Raw genomic sequence first — 20,220 nt, forward strand, 5'->3', positions numbered from 1 at the left:
CATCCTCTACGCGGATCGCAGCGAATGCAATGAGATCAACGCCGCGACATGGCCGGACGATAGCACCGCGTTTCGCTAATTTCCTTCCAAAGAGGGGCAAAGCCAAGCACGATATGCAAATCCGGAACCGCCTGCCGATTGCATCCTGTGCGCGAACGAGTTGGCGGGCCCTCGCGCCGAGTCCGGCGGCAGGCGTTCCACTCCTGGTACGGCAGCAGGTGTCTCCGTGACATCGCGGGATCGACGATCAGTTCTTGTTCGGCCAGATTTCCTGGCTGGCCTCGACGGCCGCAAGGCCCTGCATCGCGTCTCTATTGCCGGTGGCGGCAAGCGCCTCGAAGATGCGTCGCGCTTCCGCGTGGTACTTGAGGTTCATGTAGGCGTAGCCGCGCAGCACCATCAGGTCCTGGCGGCGGGTCGAGATCTGCCCGAGCTGATCGAGAAAAAGGATGGCCTCGCGGTAGCGATTGGCATTGAAGGCGGCAATGGCACGGTCGGCGAGGATCGCCGTCTGCAGCTCGTCGACCCGCCCCCGGCTCTGCGTCGACTTGGTCGCCGACACCGCGGCCTTGTTGGTGAGACCAGCGCGCAGGTAGGCCAGGCTCTGGCCATAGGCAGCGTCTTCGCGCATCTGCGACGCAGGCGCCTGCAAGGCCACCTCGAATGCTTCGGCGGCCTCCAGCGGCCGGTTGAGGTCCATCAGGCACCAGCCGCGCGCGAGCGCCGCCTGCGGCGCCATGCCGGCGGGATTGATGGTGGTTCGGCAGCCGGCCCCGCTGCGCACCGATTTCTGCACGACGCCGCCCGTGCGCGGCCTCTGAGCGGCAGGTTGCGCGACCACCTCTGTGACGACGGTGGTACGGGCCGTCGGCTGCGGTTGCGTCCGTTGCACCTCGGCCGTCGGAAGCGGCGCGCGGCTGACTTCGTCGAGCTTCTCCTTGACTTCGCCAAGCCGGGCGATGCGTTCGGAACGGCCCGACCACAAACGCTGGACTTCGACGACGCCATCCTTGTCGTTCAGCTGGTCACGGCTGAGCGCAAGGCCATAGGCCGACGGCTCGTCGTCCGACTTCCAGCGCAGCGCCGTTGCAAACCATTGTGCGGCGGTTGCCGGCTGGTTGAGGGCGCGCGCATACCAGCCGAACTGCTGGGCCGTGGCCGGTTCGCGGGCCTTGGTCGTTTCCTGAGCGATCCGCGCCAGCACGGCGGCATCGAGGGCGACCGGCGGATCGATTGCCAGCAGATTGGCAGTCGCCGCGAAATAGGTCGCAAGGGCATCGGGCGAGCTATCGCGCCACGGGTAGAGTACTGCCTCGGCCTCGAGCGGTGCCTTGCGCGCGATCAGCGTCAGCGCCAGCCCCTGCGCGGCGGAGGCGCTGTCTTCCTTGTCATGGGCACGGCGGAACCATTGCTCGGCGGCGCTCATGTTGTCGCGGCGCAGCTGATACCAGCCGAGCAGCAGAGCGTCGCTTGCCGTGCCACCGGTCTCGGCCAGTTTTTCGAGGCGCTGGACGTACTTGGGATCAACCGCAAGCGCTTTGTCTCCGTCACCTTCGGCAACGAAGCGCCGGGCGAGATCGTCACGGATGCTTTCGAACTCCGGCACGCCCTCCGGCGTGGTGCGCTCGAGCGCGAGCAGATCCTGCAGCGTCGCGTAGGACAGCACAGCGGCAGCCTTCTGCACGGTGGCGAGCCGTTCCGGCGCATTGTCGCAGCTCTTCAGCACATAGAGATAGGCATCGCGGGCCCGGTCCGGCCGCTTGGTCTCGGCAAAGGCCTGCGCCACATGCCAGAGCACATCCACTTCCGAGCAGGTCAGAAGGCTCGGCGTGCTCGCAGCAATCGAAATCACGGTTTCATACTGCTTGAGCTCGGAGGCGTTCACCAGCCGGGCGCGAGCCTCGGCGACGTTGAGGCGCTCGAGCAGGTCCGATGGCGGCTGCCAGGCGGCTTCCTTCGCCTGACGCTCGGCGATCGCCTTGCGCACTTCGGCGTAGCGGCCTTCAGAGTAGAGCCGCCACATGGTTTCGAGCGCGACGTCGTTGTTGCGCGGCACAGCCAGCGGATCGGCGGGCGGGACCCAGTCGGGATAAAGCGAGCGCAGGCGCGAGATTTCCGCCTGCAGCCGTGCGGTATCGCCCTTGGCGGCAAAGTAGCGAAGCGCCGATTCGTCGACGACCGACTGCGGCTTGCTTGTGCTTTGTGCTTCCTCCGACGGCCTGTCGGCCTGGGCCACCTCGGTGAATTGCGGCGGCGCGCCGCGCGCGCCCTGGCCGGCGCTGCCGCCGACGGCGGGCGCCTCCTGGCTCTCACCAGTCAAGCTGCCGAGTTTCTTGTTGTCCTGGCGCAAGAAGCCGCCATCGGTCAGTCCGGCAACCCCGATCGCCGTAGTCATCACAGCGGCAATGGCAACGATTGAGGACTTCATAGACACTCCGGACGCTTCTCCCTCACGTAAGACAGCCCTAACAGGTGCAGCGTGGAAGGGTAATATTGCGTCGGGCTGAACACCTTGACGCTGTCGGGTATCGGAACCCTGTCCAAGACACAGGCCAGAATATGGTTAACAAATCGATAACCGGGGTCCGTGAGGCTGGTTTGAACGGCCCCCGTAGAGGCGTCGCTGAGGACCAATGCGTCGTTGTCGCCGGCCATTCCCGCCCGCAGCCGCGCCATCAGATCGCGGCCACCCATGTCCGCCCGGGCGAGGTAGAGCGGGATCCGCAAAGCGTTATAGCCGAACTCGGCGGGAAAGCCCTGGGCTGGCTTCGGCATCGCACGCAGGCTGACCCAGTCGGCCGGCAGTTTTCTCGGGCCTGATTGCAGGGCATTGAGCAAGGCCAGGCCGTCATCCGAGAGCGCCTTCCAGCGCGGCGACGGCGCTACCCGATCAAGTGCGGGAAAAGCCTCGAAGATCCAGTAGGACGGATTGACCACCGGGCCATCCGGGCGATCGGTCGTGCCGAAGCCCGTAACGCCGGGCAACAGCAGCGTTCGCCCGCCATGATCGAGCAGGGTGTTGTCGAGGATGGCCTTGGCGATCCTCGATGCGGCCTGCAGGTAATCCTGCCGCTTCCAGCGTTCACCGGCGAGCACCAGCGCATAGGCGATCAGGATGTCGCCGTCGGTGGCATTGTTGATGTCGATAATGTGCGGCGTTTCGGTGGCACTCCACTTCCACGCCGCCAGCCCATCGTCGCGCAGCAGCAGCTCACGGCGCGTGAACGACCAGATCAGCGCGAAGTCGGCCGGGTTGTCGGCCAGCACGGCGAGAAGCAGGCCATAACCCTGTCCCTCGCTATGGCTGACATTGCCATTGGCGTCGTCGATGATCCGGCCACCGGAATCGAGGAACCGCGCCTTGTACTGGTCCCATTCCCCAGCCTTCACCGAGCCCGCCTGTTCGTCGGCTCCGGCCGCCATCGGCAAAAGGAGCGCAAGCAATCCGGCGAGAAGCGCGGTCCGCCACTTCATTGGCGCCGCCCCAGGCGAGTGAGCATCGAGGATGTTGCCAGCCCCAGAAGCACCGACAGCACGATCAGCAGCAGGGCATAGACCATGATGTTGCTGGACAGCCAGTTGGCAAAGATCAGGCGATAGTTGGTGAGCGACGGCGGCTGCGTCTGGACGAAATCGAATCCGGCGACCGGCGTCGCCTCGATCTTGTCTGTCGCCGGCTCATAGGCCGAGACCCGCCCGGCAAGCTGTTGCCAGCGCGTGACGTCGGCGATCGCCGCCGTGCCCTCACGCAGACGCTTTCCGGTTGGCGCCGTCAGCAGCGTCCAGGTCGCGTCGTCGCTCGGATTGGCGCCTTGCGCAATCACAAGCCCGGCACTTTCCGGCGGAATATAGGCGGCTTGCGCTTCGGGCAGGATACGCAGCGAGCTCAGCGAAATGTCGAACTCCTGCTTCACCCAGGTCTGAAACCCCGTGACCTGGTTGCGCCAGGCGCCGCCGCTCAGGCGCGTGCGCCATTCGTCGATGGCTTTCTGGGTGTCGTCAGGACGGCCGGTGTCCTCCGCATTGCCCCAGGACATCTGCCTGGCGGGGTCGATACCGACCTGTGTCAGCACCGTCTTCGGCAACTGCGGCATGGCGCCGATGAAGATCGCGTTGCGGCTGCCGGCTGCAAGCGGCGATGTGATCACCTCCACCAGCATCGGCCTGCCGCCGGCAACAGCCAGGCGGGCAAGGAAGGTCGCGGCCGCCGACAGCGTGTCCTCGTCGGCACGGTCGAGGAAAAGGGGAACGGCGGCGCTATCACTGCGATAGGGGGCGGCAGCACCGGAAATCGCAGCGATATTCGGCCGGCGACCGATGCGCGCGAAGTCCGGCATTCGCAGTTCGGACGTATCGAAGAGCGCGAAGCGCGGATCGTTGGAGGCCGGCGTTCCCGGCGCGCAGGCCTTGTCCGGCTCGGCGGAGAGCACCGCCTCGATCTCGATCAGGTTCGGACCGGGCTTGAAATGGCGCATCGTTACTTTGATCGGCAGGTGGCGCAGGATGTCGCCTGTGGCCGAGTTCAAAGGGATCGTCGATGCGATGTTGCCGTTGATATAGATGTCGATGTGGCTGCCTGGAAGCACGGCATCCGTATAGGCAGCGTCGAGCAGAAGCGTCGCGTCGCCATAGGCGTCGGCATAGAAATCCGACGGCACGGCTACGGAGAAACGCGTGCGAAAGCGCCGGCCGGTAAATTCGCTGGTCTCCACCCCGAGTTCGGAGAAGCGCAGGCGCGCATTCGTCACGACCAGCGGCGTCTCCGGCAACTGCCAACGCCCGGTGGCGATGACGTCGCGCGGCACGTTGCTCGGGCGGTCCATCGGCTGCGTGATCCCCTCGATCGCCTCCTGAACGGCGGACCAGTCTGGACCGCTGATCACCAGCACCGACGACTTCGTCTTGCCGTCGCGCACGAACATGGCGACAGGGCCGCTCGACGCACCTTCCGGCAGTCGCTCGAGGAACGGCGCCACTTCCTCCGCGGTGCCGACGAGCGCAGTCATCTGCCCGGGTTTCGCGAGTTCAGGCATGGTCTCGCTGAGGGCGAATTCCTGGGCGGGCATCTGGCCGCGCAACGCCATGCCTTGCGCAAGCCGCATCAGAGCCGCCGTTCGGCTCGGCTGCTGGAGGCCGGGAACGACCAGGTTGAACTGCGTCCGGCCGCGCGCATCGAGCCCGACCGCGCGTACGTCGTCGAGACTGGAAAGCGTCGCGCTGTCGCCGGAGGAAAACCGGATGAAGGCCGATTCCGGTGCGATCTCAGTCCACAGTTCATAGGTCGATTCGACCGTGCAGTCCGTGCGGTGGCGTTGGCGAACCTTGACGCGAATATCGTTGGATCCGGCGCGCAGCAACCCGGGCTTCAGGTCGTAGCTCAGCGGCGTGGCGGCCTCCGCCGAGCCGATCGGCTTCTCGCCGGCCAGTTCGCCATTGACGAAGATCGAAAGCGTCGACGCTTCCGGCGCAACGACGATCGCGTTCTGATAGGCGAAATTAAGCGAGGCGGCAGATTGCGCCTGCGCCGGCGTCAGATAGACGGACCAGGTGCGTTCATCGACCTCTCCGGTCAGCGACAGTGCGCTGAACGGGATGATGAAGCGCTTGAAGTCGTCCGGCGGCTTGAGCGTGACGATGGGTTCTGCCGGCCCGGCGTTGCTTCCGGTGTCTGCCGGCGGCTGCAGGATCGGAGCATCCGCAGGGCGCTCGCCGGACATGTCGAAAGGCGACGGCTGCGCCGACACGCCGGTTGCAAGGCTCGCAAGCAAGAGGGCTGGGAGAACGAGGCGCCTGAGCATCAAGCGCCCTCCTTCTGCGCCTCGGAGCCACGCAGGCTGCGAAGGAAGTAGATCATGCCGCGGCTCGTCTGATAGAGCGCCAGCCAGAGGAACCAGAACGTTCCGCGCACCAGTCCCGGATTACCGCGCCGGGCGCTTTGAAACTCGCTCCATTGCCGCGAATTGGCAAAGATCAGGTCGGCGACCAGGCTGTGATGGCGGGCGACCTGCGGCAGGTAGCGGCAGCCCATGATGGTGATATCGCCGGCAACCTCCTTGTTGCGGATCGCGACAGGCAGCGTCTCGGCCACGCCGCTGCCGCTGTAGGGCTCGAAGCGGATCCCGCCCTCGGTGTCGGTCGGCAGCGTCGATGCGTCGATGCCGTAGACCTGGACGCGCGCGCCGTGCGCCGAGACATCCTCGATCGTTGCCGGATACCATTTGTCGGCGACCCCGAATTCGCAGCGGCGGCTGACCTTGACGCGCCGGGAGGCTGCCCGCTCGCCGCGCTCCGACACGACGCCGAGCACGCAGCCGGCCATGATCAGGTTCAAGAGGTTCCAGCCGCCGACGACGAGCGTCACGTCTGCCTTGTACGGCTCGGTGTAGACCCGGTAGACCGTCATGAGCAGGGCGACGAAAAGCACCGCGAAGATGACGAAGAACGGCCGGGCAATCTCGGAGAGCCGGCTTTCCAGGATCGATTCATCCTTTGCCGTCACCTTGAAGGTCGGCCGGCTCGGCCGCAGCAGCACCGAGATGACCGCCGGCAGCAGATGCACCGTCTGGGCGAACTCGTAGAGTTCAGAGATCCAGGGCCAGCGGAACGAGCCGTAGAGATAGTTCTGCATCATCAGGTTCACGACCATGTAGGCCAGCGTATAGGCGAGGAACTCGCCGCCAGACGCCGTGAAGATCTCAAGGTCGAAGAACAGATAGAAGAGCGGCGCAAAAAGGAAAATCGTCCGCGGGATCGGAAACAGCCAGAACAGCGTCGACGACATGTAGCAAAGCCGTTGCGGGATCGACAGTCCGCCCTTGAACAGCGGAAAGCGGAATATGAGGATCTGCATCATCCCTTGCGCCCAGCGGCTGCGCTGGCCGATGAAGCTGGCGAAGGTCGCCGGTTGCAGGCCGGCGATCAGCGGGCGGTCGACATAGATGCTGTTCCAGCCGCGTCCGTGCAGCGCCAATGCCGTTTCGCAATCCTCGGTGATGCTCATGCCGCTGAAGCCCTCGGTATCCTCCAGCGCCTTGCGGCGAAGAACGGCGGCCGAGCCGCAGAAGAAGGCGGCATTCCACTTGTCGAGACCGCGCTGGATGATGCCGTAGAACATCTCGTTCTCGCTCGGCATTTTCTCGAAAGTGCGCAGGTTGCGCTCAAGCGGATCCGGGTTGAGGAAGAAGTGCGGCGTCTGCACCAGGAACAGCTTCGGGTCCTGCTCGAAATAGCCGACGGTCTCTAAAAGGAAGTCGCGCGCCGGCGCGTGGTCGGCATCGAAGACCGCAATCAACTCGCCGTCGGAGTGCAGCATGCCGTTGTTGAGGTTGCCGGCCTTGGCGTGCTCGTTGCGCTCGCGCGTGAGGTAGCGCACGCCGAGATCGTCGCAAAGCGCCTGCAGTTCGGCATTGCGGGCGGATGCGCGCTGCGCTTCGACAAGGTTTGCCGAGTTGCGCTTCTGCAGGGTGCCGCCGTCGTCGAGCAGCCACACGGTCAGCTTGTCGGCCGGATAATCCATCGCCTTGGCGGCGGCAAGCGTATTGGCGAGCAGGCCTGCGTCCTCGTTGTAGGACGGCACGAAGACGTCGACCTTCGGAAACTTGCCGGGAGAGATCGAACTCGCCTTTCGCGGCGGCAACGGCATCGCCACTACGAACAGGCTGAGCGACAACATCATCACGCTGTACATTTCAGCAAGGTAGAGCAGGAAGCCCGGGATGAAGTTTTCAAGCTGGTTGAGCGGCGGCAGCGTGCTTGTCGTGCGCCAATAGACATAACGCAGCACGATCGCCGTACCGAAGGCGAGCGCGATCAGCCGCCAGCGGCCGCCGGCATTGGCAAGCTTGAGCACGGCCATGAAGGTAACGATGAGAACGCTGACGATGAGCTGCGTCTGGAGGTTCACCGGCAGCGTGATGACCGCCATCACACAAAGCGAGAAAAACGCCCAAGCGGCAACCGATCCGATCCTGCTCATACATTTGCCTTCCAGCGTTCGGCATCATGCCACTGGTATTGCCCGACCCATATTCGACCGAGTCTCCCCTACCGACACCAGCCCATAACAAAGGATGGTTAGCGGTCGATTAAGGGCAGGCTCCTCCGGTCTGCTGCCCTGCGCACGCGGGAGCCGGCACGATCACGTTCGGCAAGGTTTTCGCCGTGGTTTCCGCCTGCGCCTGCGGCATTGAGACGGTCCCGTCCGGCTGCGGAACCGGGATCGACGTCACCGCGGCGGGCGCAACGACCTGCTGTTCGACGCGTGCCGGAACGCTGCTGACTTCACGCCGTGCCACGGGCTGCACCTGGCGCCGCGGAACCGCCACCGGAGCGCTCGTGGTCACCGCCTCTTCCTGGCGGTAGATCGGGCTGCCGGTTCGGCCGAGACCCGCCTCCAGCGGCGGCGGCGCGCCATAGGGGTTCCAGGCAGGATCGCCGAAGGTGCCGGTGATCGTGTAGCCGTAGACCGGGGCCAAAAGCTCGGTCTCGCTGGCGCCTGCCGCGCAATAGCGCAGCCGCACCTGGATCGTGCCGTAGCCCTTGAGCGGCGAGCGATGGTTCTCCGCCTGGCGGATCTGCTGCCAGGCAAAGATGCAGGCGTCGTTCGCCCGGCCCTGACCGAAGGCATAGCCGAACGGCCCGTAATTGTTCTGCAGGAAGTAAGGGTTGAGCGACAGCGAAACGCCGGGCAGCGCCCGGCGCGCCTCAGCCATCATTTTGTTGTCGCGCACAGCGGCATAGTTCGAGCGGGACTGTTGGTCGAACTTGGCGTTCATCGGGCCGAAGAACTTGGCCCGCAGCAGGTTCTGACCTGGGGTCGCCGCCGAGGTGTAAAGATAGATATCCTGCTCGATCGCGTTGGTGCTGCGCCGTTCGACGACGTTCAGAACCGCAGGCCCGCCGGGCGGCGGCAGGATCAACGCGTTTTCCGAGGGAACCATGATGCTGCCGGTCGGCGTGCCGACGTCCTGGCGCGTGTTGCAGCCCGACAGCACGGTCGCGGCCACCAGCGACACCGCAGCCACGCGCCAGCCGTTCGCAGGGCGCAGCCGTCTCTCCGACGTGCCGAATCTCCGACTCAGATATCGTTGCATCATGGCTGAGCATTAGTTGATTCACCCCATTTCGCAAACCCGCGAAGAATGGGGGCAGAGATGCGACCGGGCGACGACGCACGGCTTTGTCCCCTCAAAATCGATTGTTTCAGGGCGGGCCGGCGCGCTTCGGCGGCGCCGCGACCAGTCGCCTCAAACCGCTTCTCTGGGACGGGCAAGATCGTTGACACCCTCATCATCCGGGGCCTGCCCGTAGCTCATGCGGCGCATCTGCGCGATGACGCGCTCCATCTCGTCGTCGGGCAGAACCGGCGGCTCGCCAAGCGTCAGCGCCTGAACATACATGCGCGACAGGGTCTCGATCTCGATCGCCAGCCACAAGGCGGACTCGAGCGTCCTGCCGAGCGAGATCTGGCCGTGCTGGCCAAGCAGGCAGGCCGTACGGTCCTTGAGCGCCACAAGCGCATTGTCGGACAATGCCTGCGTGCCGAAGGTCGCATATTCTGCACAGCGGATCGTCGTGCCGCCGGCAATGCCGGTCATGTAGTGAAAACTCGGGATGGTCTTGTGGTGGCAGGCAAGCGTGGTCGCATAGACCGAATGGCAGTGCAGTACGACGTTGATATCCGTGCGTTCCCTCAGGATATCGCGGTGGAAACGCCATTCCGACGACGGACGAAGACCGACATAGGTACCGTCGAAATCCATCTCGACCAGATCCTCAGGCTGCATCGTCTCATAGGGCAGCGACGACGGCGTGATCAGGAAACCGGTCTCGGTACGAACAGAAATGTTGCCCGCAGTCCCCTGGTTGATACCGTTCGAATTCATGCGGCGGCAGATGTCCACCATCTCGCGGCGGAGCGACAGAATGTCGGCCTTGCTCATCGATATGTCCTTTCGAAGTCGCGACTGAAACCATTGTTGTGCCCAGCCCGGGCGCGGGCTCGCCATTGCGACGCATAGACGGCGACAGCAGGCGAGAGGTGAGACACGTCGCCGGGATCGGCGAGCGAAAGCGGCGCCGGGCGCCGGCGCCGGCCCTCGCTTGCAAGCAGTGCGGCGCCGGAGGCCACGCCATAGGCATCGAGATTGAAACGCACACGCCGGTTCGGCATCAGTGCGGCGACGAGGCGGGCATAGAGCGGGTCGCGCAGGAAGCTTCCGTCGAGTACGACCAGCGGCCCCGGCCCCAGCGCCTCCACGCACTCCGCCGTTAGAAGCGCGCAATAGAGCAACGCCAGCGCCTTGCGTTCGATCGGCGTTTCCGGCGGTGGCCCGCTGATGCGACCGCGACCGGCACTTCCCGGAAAGAGGCCGTCATCGTCGCCGAACGACGGCAGCGCCATGCTGCGTCTGGCGATCAAGCCGAGAACGACGTCGTCAGGCACCGCGGCGTCCGGCGGTTCGCGGCCCGCCACATGGGAGAACTCGCGGCCGCCCATCGTGAGCACGCCGCCGAGCGGGCGCCCGAAGACGTCGCTGTTCAGCGTCATGCCGCGGCGTTCGTCGAGCCGGTCGAGCGCCGTGCGGCCGGAAAAGCCGACGATCCACGTTCCGGTCGAAACGACGATGAAATCGTTGAGCCCGCCGGCGTGATAACGATAGTGGTTGAGGCTGCTGTCGTGGCCGCCCGTAAGCACGCGCAAGCCTTCCGGCAACCCGTGGCGCCGGACAAGCTCGGGACGAGCGGAGCCGAGGACCTGCCAGGCATCGGCAAAATCCGGCATCAGGCTCCGCCAGCCGCGTGTCCCGACAATGGGCGCGAAGCGGCGTTCGGCGACATTCCAGAGATGCGATTGCGCGCCGAGCAGGCTCGCCTCGGATGCAGCAACGCCCGACAGCCGCCACGCCCAATATTGCGGCAGACCGAGATACCAGCACGCGGCGGCGACGGCATCGGGCGCATGCTCCTGCATCCAGTAGAGCTGGCGCGCCTGATGGGTGGCGCTGTGCATCGTCGCGCTGCCGCGGTCGAAAAACGAACCGGAGAGCGGCGCGTAGCCGAACTGGATTTTCTCCGGCACCGGCTGCTCGTAATCGATCATCGGTAGAGCCGCGCCAGCGGCCATATCCGGGTCATCGCCGACGAGTACGCCGCCGGACCCGTGACCGGCGGCGACGAAGGTTTGCAGCGGATGGCGGCGACCAAGATCTGCGAGACTGGCGAAGATCCATTCGCCAAGGCTTTCGAGGTCGTGATGCCGCCAGGGCGGGCCCGGCAGCACTGGGTTGGCAACGCTCAGCGTTTCCAGGACGAAACCGTCTGATGTGACCGCGTTCAGCTTCACATTGGTCTTGCCGACGTCAAGGACGGCGACCGTCCCCGTGTCCGCATCCGCTGAAACTGCCATACCGAGACCCTCCGTCCTGATAGAGGCGGCGCTTAAAGCGCGCGCACCTAGATCAATCCGTATTGCCGGGCCTTGTTCCTAAGGAACGGCAGGCCGTTGCCCATCACTTCCTCTTCGTCCCTGGCGACCGGCCGCCAGACCGCAAGGCCATAGGCCACTTCTGGCGGCATGTTGATGAAGCTTTCCATCGCCAGTCCACCCTTGAAACCGATCGCGGCCAGCGTCGCGAAGATCTCGTCCCAGGCGCAGTTGCCATAGCCGGGCGTGCCGCGGTCGCTTTCGGACAGGTGGATGTATTTGATGAAGTCGCGTGCATCGAGGATGCCGGTGCCGATGCCCTTTTCCTCGATGTTCATGTGGTAGGTATCGAGATGCACGAAGACATTGTCGGCGCCCACTCGCTTGATCATGTCGACCGCTTGCCAACCGGTGTTGATCAGGTGGTTCTCGTAGCGGTTGACCGCCTCGACGCCAAGTTCGATGCCACGGGTTTTGGCGTGCTTGGCGGCGGCCTGCAGCACACGGGCGATGTTGTCGTACTCGGCTTCAGTCGGCGGCACGCCGGTGCGCTCGCCGATGCCGCCGTAGATGACGCCGGACAGCGCCTCGCCGCCGAGATCGGCCGTCTTGTCGATCGCCACCTTCAGATGCTCGATCGCGGCATCGGGTCGGACGGATGCCCAGGCGCGCTCCGGCAGGCCGAGCGAGCAGACCGCGCGCAGCTTGTTTTTCTCCAGCAGCGCCTTGGTATGGGCAGTATCAACCGCCGGCGGATTTAGCATCGGGATCTCGATGAAGTCGACGGCGTATTTCACCGCCGCCGCAACGGCGCGCTCCGCACCGGGGCGATCCCAATTCATGGTCCACATGCTTGTATGGACGCCAAAACCCTGCATGGTCATGTTTCCTTTCTGACAAATGAAATCTTGAATTTCGTCGCGACGAAGCGCAGCACCATGACGCCGGCGAGCAGCAAACCCCAGACGGCGGTCGCCAGATGCTGGTTGGCGCCGACGAGGTTGAGACCCGAAGAGAGAAGCTGCAGCACCACCAGCGCGACAAAGACAGGGATGACCCGACCGAAGCCGCCGAACGGATTGACGCCACCCAAGAAGCAGGCGAGCACCGTGATCAGCAGGTAGCTTTCACCGTGGCCGATGCGCACGGAATTGAAGCGCGCCAGCATGATGATGCCGGCAATCGCGCACATGGCGCCGGAGAGCGCATAGACGAGCACGATCACCTTGCGGGTGTTGATGCCGGAATAGCGGGTCGCCTCGAGGTTGGAGCCGATCATGTACGTGTTGAAGCCGAGCTTCGTGCGGGTCAGCAGCACGTTCCAGGCGAGCACGCAGACGATAAAGACGATCAGCGGGATCGGCACGCCGAGAAACGAGCCGTGACCGAGCGGACCGAGGAAGGCCGGAAAGCCGGATACGTCGCCGCCGCGCGTCAGGAACTCGCCGAGGCCGCGCAGGAAGATCATCATCGACAACGAAACGAGGATCGGATGCGCGCGGGTAAAGGCGATCACCAGTCCCATGATCACGCCGCTCGCCGCCCCAACGAGAATGGCGAGCACCGAACCGAGCAGGAAAGCGCCGGGGCCGGCCTCCACCCCGCCATTGGCCTGCAACACCCAGGCGAGCGTCAGCCCGGCGATGTTGGCCGAGAAGGTGATCGCGAGATTGAGCCCGCCCGTCAGGATCGGCAGCAACATCGCGAGCGTCAGAAGGCCGAGCTCCGGCAGCTGGAAGGCGACCGAACCGAAGGTGGCCGCGCTGAGGAACTGCGGCGAGGCGATGCCGAACACCAACACCACGGCGAGAAACGCCAGCCCCGGCCCGGCTATTTCCGGACCGATGAGGGTCTTCACGCGTTCGACGATCGCACTCATCGTCCGGCTCCTTTCTGGCTGACGAAGGGCAGAAGCCTTTCGATGCGGGTATTGGAGAGCGTGATCGCCACGAGGATGATGGCGCCGATGATCATCTTGAAAGCGAAGGGCGAGACGCCCATCAGGTTGAGGCCGTTCTGGGTGATCGAGATCAGGAGCACGCCGAGCACGCAGCCGAGCACCGAGCCCTTGCCGCCGCCAAGCCGCGCGCCGCCAAGGACGACCGCCGCAAGCACGTCGAGTTCGCGACCATAGAGCGCGTTCGGCACCACCTCCTGCGCATAGTGCGCCTGGATGAGCCCACCGATGCCGGCCATCAGACCGAGCCAGCCGAAGGCGATGAACTGCATGGCGCCGATGTTGATGCCGAAGCGGCGCGCGCCTTCCGGATTGTCGCCGAACGCATAGAGCTGGCGGCCAGTCGTGGTGCGGGTGATCAGCACCCAGGTGGCGATGACGCAGAGCACCATCACCAGCACGGGAAGCGTGATCTCGATCCAGGTTCCGTCCGGCATCTCGTGTTCGAACAGGATGACGCGGTCCGTCAGCCAATCCGGCAGGTCGTAGATCGACACGCCCTTGGTGAAAAACATCAGGAGGCCGAAGTAGATGTTGAAGGTCGAGATCGTCGCGACGATCGAGATGACGCGGAAGCGGTGGATCAGGAAGGCGTTGATGGCGCCGAGCAGGATGCCGAGCGAGCCGGCAATCAAAAGGCCTGAGATCCAACCTCCGCCGCCAATCCAACCAAGAGCAATGGCCGTACCGTATTGCACGACCGAGGCGGCAACAGCGAAGGAGATATCGATGCCACCGGCGATCAGCACGACGAGCAGCCCGACGGCGAAGATGATGTTGACCGAGCTGATGTTCAGCAGGTCAAAGGCGTTGCCGAGCGAGAAGAAGTTGGCGGTCGAGACCGACAGCACGGCGCTGATCGCGATGATGACGGCAAGCAGCGACACTTCCGTCGCGTGGGTGCGGACGAAGCTACGCATAGACCGCTCCTTCGATCTCGGCGAGCGAAGCGCTGCGCGGATCATAGCTGCCGACGATGCGGCCTTGCGCCATGTGCAGCACACGGTCGGCGTTGAAATAGACCTCCGGCACCTCATCGGAGATCAGAATGATCGCAAGGCCGGTCTCGGCAAGCCGCGCGACGATGTCGAAGATGCCAGCACGCGCACCAACGTCGACGCCGACAGTCGGGGCGTCGAGGATCAGGAGCTTCGGATCGGTCGCCAGCCACTTGGCGATCGCCACGCGCTGCTGGTTGCCGCCGGAAAGCGTCGAGATCGCATCCTGCTGCAGCCCGATCTTGACGCCGAGATCGGCGATCCAGCGCGCGACAAGACTGCGCTTGCGATCCTCGGAGAGCAGTCCGCCTGAAAGGATCTTGTCGAGCGAACTAATCACGAGATTGTCGGCGATCGACTGCGGTTGGATGAGGCCAAGCGACAGCCGGTCCTCGGAGAGATAGGCGACGCCCGCCGCAATCGCATCGCGGTTGGACGAAAAGCGGACCGGCTTGCCTTCAAGCGCAATGGTACCGGATGCCGGCTTCAGCATGCCGAAAAGCGTCAGCGCCAGTTCGGTGCGCCCGGCGCCGAGCAGGCCGGTAATCCCAAGTGTTTCGCCGCGCCTGACCGAGAGCGAGATATCCTCGAATTGCCCGGGGCGGGACAGGCCCTTCACATCGAGCACGACGGGCTGACCGTCGCGGAATTTCGCGCGCACCTGCTGGTCGAAGGTCTTGCCGGTCATCAGTTCGGTGATGCGCGACTGGGTCATGCCGGCGGCGGGGTAGACGCCCACCAGCGCACCATCGCGCAAGACCGTGATGCGGCTCGAAATCTCCAACACCTCGGCAAGCCGATGGCTGACGAAAACGACGGCGACGCCGGAGGCGGAGAGCCCGCGAACGATATCGAGCAGATGGTCGGTTTCCGATTGCGTCAGCGACGCGGTCGGCTCGTCCATGAAGACGAGCCTCGCTTCACCCACAAGCGCCCGGGCGATCGCCACGATCTGGCGCTGGGCAATCGCATATTCCTTGAGCGGCAGGTCGACGTCGAGCGCCACGCCAAGACGGGCGAGCGCATCGGTCGCGATCTGGCGCATTCGGCCATAATCGACCAGTTTCGGCCAGCGGCCGAGCACCGTCTGGAAGGCGATGTTTTCGGCGACGCTCATTTCGGGAAACAGCGCCAGGTCCTGCCAGATCACCTGGATACCGCGATCCTGCGCGGTCACCGGTGACATGTGGGAATAGGTTTCGCCATCGAACTCGATCGAGGCGCCATCGGCGGGGCGGTAAACGCCGGTGATGATCTTGATCAGCGTGCTCTTGCCGCAACCGTTTTCGCCGGCAAGGCAATGAACCTCGCCCGGTCGGACGTCGAAGCTCACATTCTTGAGCGCACGAACCCCACCAAACGTCATGTTGATATCGCGCAGGGCCAGAAGCGGCTTCTCGCCTCCTCCCGCGGTCGCAAGCTGGTGCATGGACTGCCCCTAAATCACGTTAAGTCCGAGCAAGATGCGGGCAGAAACCGCAAACACCTTTCCTCATCCGGCTCCGGTACGGTTGAGGGACTTGCCAGGCCGGCCGAAGCCGGCCCAGCAGCCGGGAGAACCCTTGAGGATCAGAGACCCATGGCCGCGAGATCCGCGACCGTGTCCTTGTTGATCGGCACGAGCTGATCGACGATGATGTTGCGGTTTTCGAAGTCCGGCTTGACCTTGCCGAGACCTTCGATCTCGTCACCGTCCTTGACCTCCTCGCCCTTCATCAGCTTGTCGGCGAGTGTGACGAAGACTTCGCCGGCCTGCTTCGGATTCCACATGAAGCCGCCGGAGATCGCGTCGGACTTCACCAGCTTCTGGCCTTGGCCGGGAGAGAAGGGACCGAGCACGAAGATCTCGCCGACCTTGCGGCGCTCTTCGACGGCGCGGCCGGCGCCGATCGGGCCCTGGCTGCCGAAGGCAAGGAAGCCTTTCAGGTTCGGATGGGCAGAGATCAGGTCGAGTGCAGTCGACCGGCTCTTGTCGACGTCTTCGGCAACACCGTAGCGATCGCCGACCAGCGTCATGTCCGGATGGTTCTTCTTGATGTAGGCGATTGCCGCATCGGCCCAGGCATTGTGCAGCGGCACGGTCAGCGAGCCGACGAAGACGGCATATTCGCCCTTGCCGCCCATCTTCTCGGCCAGCAGCTTGCCATGCGCCTCACCGAAACCGGTCGAGGATGCGAGCTCGAAGTCCCAGTCGGCACCCTTCTGGCCCGGGGATTCGTGGGTGATGACGATGATGCCCTTTTCCTTGGCCTTGGTCAGCACCGGCTCAAGCACCTTGGCGTCGTTCGGCACCACGCCGATGACCTTCACGCCTTGGGCGATGAGATCCTCGATGGCGCGCACCTGCAGCGCCGGGTCGGCGCTGGTCGGGCCGACCATGAAGGCGTCGATACCGAGCTTCTGGCCGCGTTCCTTGATGCCGGCTTCCATGGCGTTGAACCACGGAATGCCGCCGATCTTGACGACGACGCCGACCTTACCGGCATCCTGCGCAAAGGCGGCCGCCGAACTCGCAAGCGCCAGCGATGTCGCCAGGGCGGCGACGAGAATTTTCCTGATCATGTTCTCTCCTCCACTCGTTCCCATAGGGGGAACGCGCCCGGTCGCCTCAGCGCCGGCCTCCAGTTTCAAATCATCACTGGCGAAGTGTTCCTCGCCTCCCTGAAACGCCGCCTCCTCAGACGACACCATCAAATGTGCACAATCGATATTTCTTGTTTGCACAATCGATGGTGCAAGAACTATTGTGCAGACTTAATCTTTCGTCAAGGGGAAATCGGCACTAAAACCACCAGGGGGAGAAACCGATGGCCAGCAGCAGCAAGAAGAAAGCGACGATCTACGACCTGTCGGTGTTGTCAGGAAGCTCGCCTTCAACCGTAAGTGCGGTCCTGAACGGCACCTGGCAGAAGCGCCGGATCAAGGAGAGCACGGCGGAACTGATCCGCAACCTCGCCGAGACGCACCAATACACGGCCAACCGCCAGGCGCGCGGACTGCGCAGTTCGCGCTCCGGCCTGATCGGGCTGCTCCTGCCGATCCATGACAACCGCTACTTCTCGTCGATGGCGCAGACCTTCGAGGCGCATGTCCGAAGCAAGGGGCAATGCCCGATCGTCGTCAGTGCCAGCCGCGATCCGGAGGAAGAGCGCAAGACCGCCGAAACGCTGATCTCCTATTCGATCGACGAGCTGTTCATCTGCGGCGCGACCGACCCCGACGGCGTGCACGAGGTCTGCGAGGCGGCCGGCCTCAAACACATCAACATCGACCTGCCCGGCACCAAGGTGCCCTCCGTCATCAGCGACAATTACGAGGGCGGGCGAATGCTGACCGAGGCGATCATCCGCCACTTCCAGGCATCAGGTCCGCTTGCGCCGCACGATCTCTACCTTTTCGGCGGCCGCAACGACCATGCCAGCCGCGAGCGCATCCGCGGCTTCCGTGCCGTCAAAAGCGAACTGCTCGGCGCCGATCCGGACGAATGCATCCAGCCGACGGGCTATGCGCCGAACAATGCCCGCCTCGCCTTCGAGGCCTTCTACGAAAAGCACGGCAAGCTGCCGCGCGGTCTCTTCGTCAACTCGTCGATCAACTTCGAGGGGCTGCTGCGTTTCATGGCAGGGCATCCGCACGAAAACTTCGCCGACCTCGTGGTCGGCTGCTACGATTACGATCCCTTCGCGTCCTTCCTGCCCTTCCCCGTCATCATGATCCGCCAGGACGTCGAGGGCATGATCACCAAGGCCTTCGACGTCATCGAGGAAGCCCGGCCGCAGCCGCGCATTCACCTGATCCAGCCCGAACTGGTGCAGCCGCGCACGGCACTGACCGGCCCGCTCGACGCCTTGAAAGACATCGAATAGCCCCGGCGACCAACGTTTCCGCGGAAACTGCAGCTTCATACAGAAAAATCATCTGTACATTCTATTAGAAGCAGCGTATTCATTGGAAATGGATGACGTTGACAGAAAAATCGTCGAAATTCTCGCTGACGATGCGAGGCGATCGCTGACCGATATCGGTGCTGCGGTGGAGTTGTCGCCGTCGGCCGTCAACGAACGCATTCGCCGGCTCGTCGCCAATGGCGTGATCCGAAATTTCACCGTCGAGGTCGATCATCGCGCGCTCGGCCTCGACGTACTCGCCTTCGTCTGGGTCGGCCTTGCGCCGGACGCGGACGAGGAAGCGTTCCGCAGCTTCATGGCCGGTCACCCTGCCGTAGCGGAATGCCACCATGTCACCGGCGCCTGGTCCTATTGCGTCAAGGTCCGGATGCCATCGCTCGGCGACCTCGAGCCGTTCCTTGCCGAAATGAAGCAACGGCGGTTCCTGGCGCGAAGCGAAACGGTGATCGCGCTGTCGACCGTGCGGGAAAGCCTGGTAACGACCGTGCTGCGCGCCTGACCGGACGCGCAAACTGCTGCAACATTTTTTGTTTGCCGGGCATGCACCGTCCTCGAAGCGAACGGCGCAACCATGCCCCGGCCGGAGCCCTATGCCATGTCCACATTGTTGTTTGGAAAAAGCCTCCTCGTCGGCCTCGCGGTCGCAGCCCCTCTAGGCCCGATCGGGGCGCTCTGCATCAACCGCACGCTGGAGCGCGGCTTCTGGGCGGGCGTGGCCGGCGGCCTCGGAACAGCCGCCGCCGATGCCACCTATGCGGCACTGGCTGCGATCGGCTTCGCGGCCTTCGCAGCAGTCCTTGCCATCATCGCCACGCCGCTTAGCTTGGCCGGCGGACTGTTCATGATCTGGCTCGGCTGGAGCGGATTACGGCCAAGGGCGGTGACGGCAGCCGCCGATGTCGGCGGACGCGATCTCATTCGCACAACCATCGCCACCTTTTTCCTGACGATGACGAGCCCGGCGACGATCCTCTCCTTTGCCGCGATCTTCGCCGGCCTCGGCCTTGCCGAAGCGGGCGACGCGCTCAGCGCTGCCGTCGTGGTCATGGGCGTCTTCCTGGGATCGCTCGGCTGGTGGTTTTTCCTAAGCGGCGGTGTTGCGATCGCCCGGACGCGACTGCCCGACAGCTTCGTCGTCTGGGTATCGCGCATTTCGGGGCTGGTTCTGATCGCTTTCGGCATCATTGCCATCGGAGCCGCCGTGAAGGGGCTGCTCTAGCCCCTGTCGACGCAGCCTCTACCGGCTGCGTCAATCACTTTCGACCCCTGCTCGTCAGGTCGTGGGCTTCACCGCCTCCACGTGCCACCACTTGGGTCGGGCAGTGCGATAGCTGTGGCTCTTCGGGATCAGATCGATGGCACTCGTCTTGTCGAAGACGCCGAGCAGAAGGGCAACCACCGGCGCATCGTCGATCGCACCGAGACTGCTGCCGCAGGCCGGGCAGAAGGCGCGGCTGGAATAGTCCGAGGAGCGATAGACCGATGGCGCGCCGCCCGGTCCGGTCCAGGTTACGGCTTCGCTCGGGAATTCGACCCACGCCAGGGTCAAGGCGCCCGAATGGCGCTGGCACATCTTGCACGAACACGTATGCGGCTTTCCGGCCGTCCCCTGCGCCTCAAACCGGATTGCTCCGCAGAGGCATCCGCCCGTGTGCGGCTTAAGCCTCTTGGCAACGGCCCGCGTCATACTTACCTCCAGTTGTGGTTTCGAATCGGCGCCAGTATAAAGAACCGCGACAAAATTGGAGGCATCCATGCGTGCAATTCGGGTGATATCTGCCCTTGTGGTTGTCGACGGCATCGCAGGCGAGGCGATGGCTGAGGATGGTGTGCGCCCGTCTGCAGCCGGGCCAACGCCGAAGGGCCGGATCGTCTCCGGCGCCTTCGAGATGGACTTCACGAAGATCCCGTAATCGCGGCAGCTTACATGCC

17 protein-coding genes are annotated in these 20,220 nt (G+C 64.2%); 4 read left to right on the top strand and 13 right to left on the bottom strand.

The genetic code is table 11. The features are described from left to right. Positions 1 to 247: 247 nt before the first annotated feature. The 12 genes from IB279_RS33295 to IB279_RS33350 all read right to left on the bottom strand — a co-directional run bounded on the left by IB279_RS33295 (position 248) and on the right by IB279_RS33350 (position 16,942). Positions 248 to 2,428 carry a cellulose synthase gene (locus IB279_RS33295; RefSeq protein WP_192340625.1) on the bottom strand — a complete coding sequence of 727 codons (2,181 nt, stop codon included), beginning with the start codon at positions 2,426 to 2,428 and terminating at the stop codon, positions 248 to 250. Next, on the bottom strand, positions 2,425 to 3,474 hold the full coding sequence (locus IB279_RS33300) for a glycosyl hydrolase family 8 (RefSeq protein WP_089043686.1): 1,050 nt from the start codon (positions 3,472 to 3,474) through the stop codon (positions 2,425 to 2,427). The genes IB279_RS33295 and IB279_RS33300 overlap by 4 nt, the downstream gene beginning before the upstream one ends. Further along, the gene (locus IB279_RS33305) at positions 3,471 to 5,798 is read right to left on the bottom strand and encodes a cellulose biosynthesis cyclic di-GMP-binding regulatory protein BcsB (RefSeq protein ID WP_034789952.1); all 2,328 of its coding nucleotides are present in this window, start codon (positions 5,796 to 5,798) and stop codon (positions 3,471 to 3,473) included. Before IB279_RS33305 ends, IB279_RS33300 begins: the two co-directional genes overlap by 4 nt. Then, positions 5,798 to 7,975, bottom strand: a complete 2,178-nt coding sequence (bcsA, locus tag IB279_RS33310) for a UDP-forming cellulose synthase catalytic subunit (protein WP_034789955.1) — start codon at positions 7,973 to 7,975, stop codon at positions 5,798 to 5,800. The genes IB279_RS33305 and bcsA overlap by 1 nt, the downstream gene beginning before the upstream one ends. Positions 7,976 to 8,084: 109 nt before the next feature. Further along, a complete protein-coding gene (gene bcsN / locus IB279_RS33315; RefSeq protein ID WP_063894939.1) occupies positions 8,085 to 9,023 on the bottom strand; it encodes a cellulose biosynthesis protein BcsN in 939 nt (312 codons plus the stop codon). A gap of 222 nt (positions 9,024 to 9,245) precedes the next feature. Continuing rightward, positions 9,246 to 9,941, bottom strand: a complete 696-nt coding sequence (locus IB279_RS33320) for a class II aldolase/adducin family protein (protein ID WP_060529113.1) — start codon at positions 9,939 to 9,941, stop codon at positions 9,246 to 9,248. Beyond that, on the bottom strand, positions 9,938 to 11,407 hold the full coding sequence (locus IB279_RS33325) for an FGGY family carbohydrate kinase (protein WP_060529114.1): 1,470 nt from the start codon (positions 11,405 to 11,407) through the stop codon (positions 9,938 to 9,940). The genes IB279_RS33320 and IB279_RS33325 overlap by 4 nt, the downstream gene beginning before the upstream one ends. Positions 11,408 to 11,454: 47 nt before the next feature. After that, entirely contained in the window at positions 11,455 to 12,303 is an 849-nt protein-coding gene (locus IB279_RS33330; RefSeq protein WP_034789974.1) for a sugar phosphate isomerase/epimerase, read from the bottom strand. Between the two features lie 2 nt (positions 12,304 to 12,305). After that, positions 12,306 to 13,304 carry an ABC transporter permease gene (locus tag IB279_RS33335; RefSeq protein ID WP_060529115.1) on the bottom strand — a complete coding sequence of 333 codons (999 nt, stop codon included), beginning with the start codon at positions 13,302 to 13,304 and terminating at the stop codon, positions 12,306 to 12,308. Then, positions 13,301 to 14,302: an ABC transporter permease gene (locus IB279_RS33340; protein WP_060529116.1), complete on the bottom strand. Its 1,002-nt coding sequence runs from the start codon at positions 14,300 to 14,302 to the stop codon at positions 13,301 to 13,303. The genes IB279_RS33335 and IB279_RS33340 overlap by 4 nt, the downstream gene beginning before the upstream one ends. Further along, a complete protein-coding gene (locus IB279_RS33345; protein ID WP_192340627.1) occupies positions 14,295 to 15,809 on the bottom strand; it encodes a sugar ABC transporter ATP-binding protein in 1,515 nt (504 codons plus the stop codon). Before IB279_RS33345 ends, IB279_RS33340 begins: the two co-directional genes overlap by 8 nt. 140 nt (positions 15,810 to 15,949) lie before the next feature. Then, positions 15,950 to 16,942 carry an autoinducer 2 ABC transporter substrate-binding protein gene (locus IB279_RS33350; RefSeq protein ID WP_089043683.1) on the bottom strand — a complete coding sequence of 331 codons (993 nt, stop codon included), beginning with the start codon at positions 16,940 to 16,942 and terminating at the stop codon, positions 15,950 to 15,952. A gap of 245 nt (positions 16,943 to 17,187) precedes the next feature. On the opposite strand from IB279_RS33350, the gene IB279_RS33355 reads away from it, so the two are divergent. The 3 genes from IB279_RS33355 to IB279_RS33365 all read left to right on the top strand — a co-directional run bounded on the left by IB279_RS33355 (position 17,188) and on the right by IB279_RS33365 (position 19,507). After that, positions 17,188 to 18,246: a LacI family DNA-binding transcriptional regulator gene (locus IB279_RS33355; protein WP_034789995.1), complete on the top strand. Its 1,059-nt coding sequence runs from the start codon at positions 17,188 to 17,190 to the stop codon at positions 18,244 to 18,246. Between the two features lie 88 nt (positions 18,247 to 18,334). Continuing rightward, positions 18,335 to 18,787 (top strand): Lrp/AsnC family transcriptional regulator, encoded by a 453-nt coding sequence (locus IB279_RS33360; RefSeq protein WP_034790005.1) that lies wholly within the window; start codon positions 18,335 to 18,337, stop codon positions 18,785 to 18,787. Positions 18,788 to 18,883: 96 nt separating this feature from the next. Continuing rightward, entirely contained in the window at positions 18,884 to 19,507 is a 624-nt protein-coding gene (locus IB279_RS33365; protein ID WP_034790024.1) for a LysE family translocator, read from the top strand. Between the two features lie 54 nt (positions 19,508 to 19,561). Here IB279_RS33365 and IB279_RS33370 read toward each other — a convergent pair whose 3' ends face one another. After that, positions 19,562 to 19,975 (bottom strand): GFA family protein, encoded by a 414-nt coding sequence (locus IB279_RS33370; RefSeq protein WP_034790293.1) that lies wholly within the window; start codon positions 19,973 to 19,975, stop codon positions 19,562 to 19,564. Between the two features lie 67 nt (positions 19,976 to 20,042). On the opposite strand from IB279_RS33370, the gene IB279_RS33375 reads away from it, so the two are divergent. Beyond that, positions 20,043 to 20,201 (top strand): hypothetical protein, encoded by a 159-nt coding sequence (locus IB279_RS33375; RefSeq protein ID WP_156400770.1) that lies wholly within the window; start codon positions 20,043 to 20,045, stop codon positions 20,199 to 20,201. The last annotated feature ends 19 nt before the right edge of the window (positions 20,202 to 20,220 follow it).

Source organism: Ensifer sp. ENS06, assembly GCF_014852205.1.
In the GTDB taxonomy this organism is placed as follows: Bacteria; Pseudomonadota; Alphaproteobacteria; order Rhizobiales; family Rhizobiaceae; genus Ensifer; species Ensifer adhaerens.

Excerpts from the sequence above, each read along its gene's own strand:
- IB279_RS33295 (WP_192340625.1), bottom strand. The coding sequence starts at position 2,428 with ATGAAGTCCTCAATCGTTGCCATTGCCGCTGTGATGACTACGGCGATC.
- IB279_RS33300 (WP_089043686.1), bottom strand. The coding sequence starts at position 3,474 with ATGAAGTGGCGGACCGCGCTTCTCGCCGGATTGCTTGCGCTCCTTTTG.
- IB279_RS33305 (WP_034789952.1), bottom strand. The coding sequence starts at position 5,798 with ATGCTCAGGCGCCTCGTTCTCCCAGCCCTCTTGCTTGCGAGCCTTGCA.
- bcsA (WP_034789955.1), bottom strand. The coding sequence starts at position 7,975 with ATGAGCAGGATCGGATCGGTTGCCGCTTGGGCGTTTTTCTCGCTTTGT.
- IB279_RS33320 (WP_060529113.1), bottom strand. The coding sequence starts at position 9,941 with ATGAGCAAGGCCGACATTCTGTCGCTCCGCCGCGAGATGGTGGACATC.
- IB279_RS33325 (WP_060529114.1), bottom strand. The coding sequence starts at position 11,407 with ATGGCAGTTTCAGCGGATGCGGACACGGGGACGGTCGCCGTCCTTGAC.
- IB279_RS33330 (WP_034789974.1), bottom strand. The coding sequence starts at position 12,303 with ATGCAGGGTTTTGGCGTCCATACAAGCATGTGGACCATGAATTGGGAT.
- IB279_RS33335 (WP_060529115.1), bottom strand. The coding sequence starts at position 13,304 with ATGAGTGCGATCGTCGAACGCGTGAAGACCCTCATCGGTCCGGAAATA.
- IB279_RS33340 (WP_060529116.1), bottom strand. The coding sequence starts at position 14,302 with ATGCGTAGCTTCGTCCGCACCCACGCGACGGAAGTGTCGCTGCTTGCC.
- IB279_RS33345 (WP_192340627.1), bottom strand. The coding sequence starts at position 15,809 with ATGCACCAGCTTGCGACCGCGGGAGGAGGCGAGAAGCCGCTTCTGGCC.
- IB279_RS33350 (WP_089043683.1), bottom strand. The coding sequence starts at position 16,942 with ATGATCAGGAAAATTCTCGTCGCCGCCCTGGCGACATCGCTGGCGCTT.
- IB279_RS33355 (WP_034789995.1), top strand. The coding sequence starts at position 17,188 with ATGGCCAGCAGCAGCAAGAAGAAAGCGACGATCTACGACCTGTCGGTG.
- IB279_RS33360 (WP_034790005.1), top strand. The coding sequence starts at position 18,335 with ATGGATGACGTTGACAGAAAAATCGTCGAAATTCTCGCTGACGATGCG.
- IB279_RS33365 (WP_034790024.1), top strand. The coding sequence starts at position 18,884 with ATGTCCACATTGTTGTTTGGAAAAAGCCTCCTCGTCGGCCTCGCGGTC.
- IB279_RS33370 (WP_034790293.1), bottom strand. The coding sequence starts at position 19,975 with ATGACGCGGGCCGTTGCCAAGAGGCTTAAGCCGCACACGGGCGGATGC.
- IB279_RS33375 (WP_156400770.1), top strand. The coding sequence starts at position 20,043 with ATGCGTGCAATTCGGGTGATATCTGCCCTTGTGGTTGTCGACGGCATC.